5 protein-coding genes are annotated in these 7085 nt (G+C 58.0%); 3 read left to right on the top strand and 2 right to left on the bottom strand.

Features of this window, described 5'->3' with window-relative positions:
- Nucleotides 1-139: 139 nt before the first annotated feature.
- Both B2W96_RS01875 and B2W96_RS01870 read right to left on the bottom strand, forming a co-directional pair.
- Nucleotides 140-1711 carry an ABC transporter ATP-binding protein gene (locus tag B2W96_RS01875; RefSeq protein ID WP_293007992.1) on the bottom strand — a complete coding sequence of 524 codons (1572 nt, stop codon included), beginning with the start codon at nucleotides 1709-1711 and terminating at the stop codon, nucleotides 140-142.
- Between the two features lie 166 nt (nucleotides 1712-1877).
- Nucleotides 1878-3011, bottom strand: a complete 1134-nt coding sequence (locus tag B2W96_RS01870; RefSeq protein WP_293007990.1) for a BMP family ABC transporter substrate-binding protein — start codon at nucleotides 3009-3011, stop codon at nucleotides 1878-1880.
- Between the two features lie 338 nt (nucleotides 3012-3349).
- Between B2W96_RS01870 and B2W96_RS01865 the strand changes: the two genes are divergently transcribed.
- From B2W96_RS01865 to rlmD, 3 genes are all read left to right on the top strand, one after another.
- Complete coding sequence (locus tag B2W96_RS01865; RefSeq protein ID WP_293007988.1) at nucleotides 3350-3880, top strand: cysteine hydrolase family protein; 531 nt, start codon at nucleotides 3350-3352, stop codon at nucleotides 3878-3880.
- Between the two features lie 94 nt (nucleotides 3881-3974).
- Nucleotides 3975-5576 (top strand): MBL fold metallo-hydrolase RNA specificity domain-containing protein, encoded by a 1602-nt coding sequence (locus B2W96_RS01860; RefSeq protein WP_293007986.1) that lies wholly within the window; start codon nucleotides 3975-3977, stop codon nucleotides 5574-5576.
- Between the two features lie 40 nt (nucleotides 5577-5616).
- Entirely contained in the window at nucleotides 5617-6981 is a 1365-nt protein-coding gene (rlmD, locus tag B2W96_RS01855) for a 23S rRNA (uracil(1939)-C(5))-methyltransferase RlmD (protein ID WP_293007984.1), read from the top strand.
- Nucleotides 6982-7085: the final 104 nt, after the last annotated feature.

The raw sequence follows: 7085 nt of genomic DNA, 5'->3' as shown, positions 1-7085 counted from the left end.
AAGCTTGGCGGAGACAGCCGCGCCGAAGGCGGCGCCGTCGGGCGCGTCGGCGGATATAAAAATCAGAAGCGTTGTCACCAGCAGGGCAATGAGAATGGCCGCGCCGCCCCGGATGAGACTGAAGAGTATGCTTTGTCTCTTATTCATGGCAGACCCTCCCAATCTCTTCAGGGACCTGCTGCTTCAGGCCCAGCATGTATTCGCCCATCTCCTCGTCGGTGAGGCTGGATGTGTCTTCAAAATAAGCGGCAATCCGTCCGCCGTACATGACCATCAGGCTGTCGGACAGTTCCATGACCTCGTTCAGATCCGCAGAAACCAGCAGCACGGCAATGCCCGAACGGGAAAGCTCTACCAGCTTGCGGCGGATAAACTCCGTCGCGCCAACGTCGATGCCACGGGTGGGCTGGTCGGCGATGATGAGGGTGGGGCTGTTGGAAAATTCCCGCGCCACCACCACTTTTTGAATATTGCCGCCGGAAAGCATTTTCACTTGCTGTGCCCCGGATTTGCACAAAACGGTGTAGTCGGCAATCAGTTGGTCGCACTCTTTGTGGATAGCCTTCATGTCAAACATGGGGCCCCGGTTCAGCCGTTTTGCCCCGGCCCGGTCGGAAATCAGGTTTTCCTCAATGGTGCCGTCTCCCGCAATGCCGTAAATCATCCGGTCTTCCGGAACCAGAGACACACCGAGTTCCCGAATTTTCCGCTGAGACTGGCCCAGAACGCTGACGCCGCTTACTTCGGCAGAACCGGCGTTGGGCAGGTTCAGGTGGAACAGCATGTCAACCAGTTCCTTCTGTCCGTTGCCCTCCACGCCCGCGATACCCAAAATCTCGCCCCGGCGCAAATCAAAGGACAGCTTGTCCAGCATTTTTTTGCCCCACTCGTTGACGTATTCCAGATCTCGGACCCGCAGCACGGTGTCTCCCGGTTCCGCTTTGCCTTTTTCCACCTTCAGCACAACGTCCCGGCCAACCATCAGGCGAGAAATTTTCTCCGGGCTTACGTCCTTGGTTTCGTAGACGCCCATGGACTTTCCACCCCTGAGAATAGTCATGCGGTCGGTAATCTGCATAATTTCCGTCAGCTTGTGGGAGATAAAGATAATGGTGTAGCCCTGTTCTTTGAGATGGATCAGCTCCTTAAACAGCTCCGTCGTCTCCTGCGTGGTCAAAACGGCGGTGGGTTCGTCCAGAATCAAGATTTTTGCGCCCCGGACCAAAGCTTTGAGAATCTCCACCTTCTGCTTCATGCCCACGGGAATGTCGCATACCCGGGCATCGGGATCAACATGGAGGTTGAATTTTTCAGAGTATTCCTTCGTGATCTGGATGGCCTTTGTCTCGTCAATCAAAAGGCCGGACTTTTTGGGTACCATTCCCAGCACCATATTCTCCGCCACGGTAAGGCTGGGCACCAGCATAAAGTGCTGGTGGACCATGCCCACTCCTTTGGAGATGGCCACCGAGGGGGAAGTGAGAGACACCTTTTCCCCGTTCAGCCAGATTTCACCGCCGGTGGGCTGCTCCAGACCAAACAGCATTTTCATCAGCGTGGATTTTCCTGCGCCGTTCTCTCCCATCAGGGCGTGAATTTCGCCTTTGCGGATGTTCAGCTCAACGTCCTGATTGGCGGCGATGCCGTTGGGATAGACCTTGGTGATGCCAAGCATCCGAACGACGTATTCCTCTTGTTTGTGTTCCTGCATGTATGGGATTCCCCCTCTGCGTTTTTCTGTGGGTGGGTGAAACGGATTCCGGCGGACTGGTCTCCTGTCCGCGCGCGAAACGAGCGGGCTGCCACTCGCTCCGCGCCCGGGCGGGAGAGACAAAGAGGGGGCGAAGGCCCCCTCTTTGTCTGAAAAAGCGGGAAGATTACGGACGGACTGCCTCGCGCAGGGCAACAACGCCGTCGCTGTCGGTGATGGCGGAGGGAACGGTGACAGTACCGTCGATAATGCTCTTCTGCGCGGCCTCCACGGCGGCCTTGGTTTCGGCGGAGGCATATTTGTTATAGTTCTTGTCGGTGACGATGCCCACGCCGCCCTCAGTGATGCCCAGCAGGATGTTCTGGCCGAAGAGATCCTGACCGGCATCCCACTGGTCGAAGAACCAGATCAGGGAGTTGCCGATGTTCTTCAGGCCGGAGGTGAGGGTAATAGCGGCCAGATCGGGGGAGAAGGTCAGCTCCTGATCGGAGTCCACGCCCAGGAACCAGGCCTTGCCGGTTTCAAGAGCGGCCTCGGCAGCGCCGTTGCCGGAGTTGCCCGCCACACCCCAGATCACGTCGCACTTATTGTCGTTAATCATGGAGTTCGCATATTCCTTGGCGATGGCGGTATCCACATAGTCGTTGGTATAGCGGGTGTCCACCTTCACGTCGGGGTTGATGCTCTGGGCGCCCAGAATAAAGCCGTACAGGAAGTCGTTGATGACGGGGCTGTCCACGCCGCCGACGAAGCCCAGTACCGCGTCCTCGTTGATGTGGTCCACGGTGGTGTCAACGGTCATGCTGGCGGCAAACACGCCCATCAGATAGCCCAGATCGTTTTGCTTATAGTTGATGTTCACCACGTTGGGCTGGCTGGATTCGGAGTCATAAATGAGGTAGTGCTGGTCGGGGTATTTGGCGGCTACTTCGTCCAGATACTCGGGCATCTGATAAGTACCGCAGACAATCAGGTCGTATTCGCCGGAGTCGGACACCTCGTAGAGGTTAGACAGCCAAGTGGGCTGATCGGCGTCGGTGCCGCCCATCTCAATGGTGTTCAGAGTGATGCGGCCGTCGGCCTTCAACTGCTCCAGTCCGGCGTTTGCAGAGTCAAAGAAGGACTTGTCCCCCAGATTGCCGTTGACAAGGTTGCACACGTTGTATACCTTTCCGGCGGGAGCCTCAGAGCCGGAGCCGGAAGAGGGCGTGGACCCGGCGGGGGGAGTGGAGCCGCCTCCGCAGGCGGCCAGAGATAGCGTCATAGCCATTGCAAGAGCAAGCGCAAACAACTTTTTCATGAAAAGACCTCCAAAATAATTTAGCTCAAAGCTCCCCAAAAACAAAAGAATCTGTGTTAATTAGGAACTTTGAGATGGCATAATTGTAGCGGTTTTGGTGTCAAAAGTCAATTTGCGAAGAAAGATTTTTCTCTTTTTCACAAAAAGATTCGGTAAATTCGGGCAAAACCGCCGTTTGGGCGGGAAGGGCAATAGATTTCCCTCCCGGAGGAGCGGAAAAGAAGGCAAGAACCCTTGGGTTTTTTATTGTGCATTTAAGAATTTGATGCTACAATAGTAAAAATAAACGGTAAAATATAAGCGGCTGCGACTGGCAGCGGGAAGGATCGGGAATCGGTATGGACTGCCTGTTTGTCATCGACTACCAAAATGATTTTGTGGATGGAGCCCTTGGCTTTCCCGGCGCGGAAAAGCTGGACGGGGCCATTGCCGCCAGAGTGCGGGCCTATGGTCCGGGCCGCGTTTGGTTTACCAGAGACACCCATTCCGAGGATTACCTTCAAACCCGGGAAGGGGCGCTTTTACCTGTGGTCCACTGCGTAAAAGGGACCCCCGGCTGGGAAAACTATGGGGAGACGGCCAAGGCCCTTGAAGACGTGAGGGCGGTTGGCATCGACAAGCCCGCCTTCGGCATGGATACCGGCGATCCGGCGGTGCTGGCGGCGCTCCCCAAGGAAGCGAAGCGCATCGAGCTGTGCGGGCTGGTGTCCAACATCTGCGTTGTCAGCAACGCTGCGGTGCTGCAAAGCCGCTATCCTCAGGCCCGCATTGTGGTGGATGCCGGGCTTACCGCCAGCTTTGATCCCGATCTGCACGAAAAGACCATGGACGTGCTGGCGGGGCTTCAGGTGGAGATTTTGAACCGCTGACGGATACCGTAAAGGGAATAACACTGCGGGGCGGACAAGCCCTGCTTTGCGATATTATAAATGTGAAACTCTAAAAAATACGGGAGGACATTCCATGAAGCTGAGTTTTTTTGGCGCGGACCAGAGCGTCACCGGTAGCTGCCACTGTCTGGAGGTCAACGGCAAAACCATTTTAATCGACTGCGGCTTGCAGCAGGGGCGGGATGAGGTCTCCAACGAGGAGTTTCCCTTCAATCCCGCCGGTGTGGATTATGTGCTGCTGACCCACGCCCACATCGATCACTCGGGCCGGATTCCAAAACTGATTCGGGACGGGTTCCGGGGTCAGGTGGTCACCACCCGGCTTACGGCGGATTTGATTAACATTATGCTGCTGGACTCCGCCCACATTCAGGAGCAGGACGCGGAGTGGAAAAACCGCAAGGGCGAGCGGGCGGGCCGCGCGCCGGTGGAGCCGCTGTACACCGTGGAAGACGCCCAGAAGGTGGGGGAGTATGTGCACCCCTGCGAGTACAATCAGATCATTGACCTGTGCGAGGGCGTGCGGGTGAAATTTCAGGATGCGGGCCACCTCCTTGGCTCCGCGTTTATCTGGGTGGAAATGACCGAGGCCGGTGTGACCAAGACCATCGTTTTTTCCGGGGATATCGGCAACGTGGATCAGCCCATTATCCGGGACCCCTCCACATTCCCTGGAGCGGACTATGTGGTGATGGAATCCACCTATGGCGACCGGAACCACAAGGAGGTCTGGAGTTATACGGACGATCTGGCGGAGATTATCGACAAGACCATGGCCCGGGGCGGCAATGTGGTGATTCCCTCCTTTGCTGTGGGCCGCACGCAGGAACTTCTGTACTTTATCCGGGAGATCAAGGACAGGGGAATGGTGAAATCCGTTCCCAACTTCCCGGTTTATATCGACTCGCCCCTTGCCAGAAAGGCGACGCAGGTCTTCACCGGCGACCTAAGGGGCTATCTGGATGAGGATGCGCTGGCGCTGGTGGCCGACGGGACCCATATGTTTAACTTTCCCGACCTGCGCATGACCGAGACGGTGGACGAGTCCCGCGCGCTGAACGAGGACCGCGCGCCCAAGGTCATTATCTCCGCCTCCGGCATGTGCGACGCGGGACGTATCCGCCACCATCTCAAGCACAATCTCTGGCGGCCCGAAAGCACCATCGCCTTCGTGGGCTATCAGGGAGAGGGGACGCTGGGACGGCAATTGCTGGACGGGGCCGAGACGGTCAAGATGTTTGGCGAGGAAATTACGGTCCGGGCGGAGATGGTGAACTACACGGGCCTGTCCTCCCACGCGGACCGGGACCACCTGATTGCCTGGATTTCCGAGTTTAAGGCCCCCAAGCCCCAGCAGGTGTTTGTGGTTCACGGCGACCGGGATGTGGCGCCTTTCTTTGCAGAGACACTGCGGGGAATGGGCTTCGACGCCCACGCGGCGCAGTATACGGAGATTTACGATCTGGCTGCCAACCGGCAGATTGAAACCGGATATTTGCCCGAGCGCAAGGCCAAGACCGTGGACGGGGTGAAGCTGTCGGCGGCCTATGAACGGCTGACGGCTGTGGGCAGGCGACTGGCGGAGGCCATTTCCCGGGCCAGAGGCCGGGATAACAAGAGCGTGGGCAGGTTTGCCGACCAGCTCAAGCAGGTTTTGGACAAGTGGGAGGCGTAACGCCTGTCCGTTCCTGCCACTTTACAATAAGGAAACGATTATGGAACGTTTATTGCTGAATCAGGCATATACCGGCACGGTGGAGGGCTACTCCAGCGAAGGCTTAGGAATTGTTCGCATCAACGGCGCGGTGGTATTCGTACCCCGCGCCGTCCGCGGCGAAGAGGTACGGCTTCGCATTGTCAAGGCCATGAAAACCAGCTACGCGGGGGAAATTGAAAAAATTCTGACCGCCTCGCCGGAGCGGGTGGAGCCGGACTGCCCTTATTTCGGGGAGTGCGGCGGCTGCGTCTACCGCCATATGACCTATGCAGAGGAGCTGCAATCCAAGCTGCAAAAGGTGAACGACGCGCTCCGGCGCATCGGGGGCCTTACGCTGCGGGCGGAGGAAATTCTGGGGGCGGAAAACCCGCTTCACTACCGCAACAAGGCCCAGTATCCGGTGGGGGCCGACGGTGCGGTGGGCTTTTATCGGCGGCGGAGCCACCGGGTGATTCCTGTGGAGCGCTGCCAAATCTGCGCCCCGGCCGCGGACGAAACCGCCGGGGCCGTTGGCGCGTGGATGAAAAAATACGGCGTCTCCCCCTATGACGAAACAACGGGGAAGGGTCTGGTGCGCCATGTCTACGTCCGGACCAACCGGGTGGGGGAGAGCCTTTGCTGCGTGGTGCTGAACGGAAAAAACGCCCCTCGGGAGCCGGAGCTGGCCGCCATGATTCTGGCCACCGCGCCCAAGACTGTGGGGGTGGTGCTCAACGGCAACGTCAGCCGGGGCAACGTGATTCTGGGTGAGCGGTATCGGACGCTTTGGGGGCAGGACTTCCTGATGGACGAGCTGTGCGGGTTAGAGTTCAAGCTGTCCGTGCCGTCGTTCTATCAGGTGAACAGGGAACAGGCAGAGGTGCTGTACGGCAAGGCCGTGGAGTTTGCGGGGCTGACGGGAACGGAGACGGTGCTGGATTTGTACTGCGGGGCCGGGACCATCACGCTGGCAATGTCGAAGGCGGCAAAGCGGGTAATCGGTGCGGAGATTGTGCCGGAAGCAATTGAAAACGCCCGGGAGAACGCAGCGCGGAACGGAATTTCAAACGCAGAGTTTTTTCAGGGCGATGCGGCGGATATTGCGGCAAAGCTGGAAAGAGAGGGCCTTCGGCCCGACGTGATCTGCGTGGACCCGCCCCGGAAGGGGCTGGCCCCGGAGGTGGTGGACAGCGTGGCCGCCATGGGGCCGGAGCGGGTGGTGTATGTCTCCTGCGACCCGGCGACGCTGGCCCGGGATTTGAAGCGGTTTGCCGAGCTGGGCTATCGGGCGGAGCGGGCCGTGGCCGCTGACCTCTTCCCGGGAACGGCGCATGTTGAGAGCGTGATTCTGATGCAGCGTTGTGGTTCGGGGGAAGAAAAGTAGATTTTGACCACAATATGTTGTGGTTTTTGGACAAAAAAGGGGCTAAAATCGGAGCAAAAAATGCTCGATTTTAGCCCCTTTTTTCGATAATGTACAATAAGTTT

Origin of the sequence: Oscillibacter sp. UBA6647, assembly GCA_002455655.1 — a bacterium.
GTDB lineage: Bacteria > Bacillota > Clostridia > Oscillospirales > Oscillospiraceae > Oscillibacter.
Note: the sequence above shows the minus strand (reverse complement) of the source record. Positions and strands in the feature narration are given on the sequence as shown.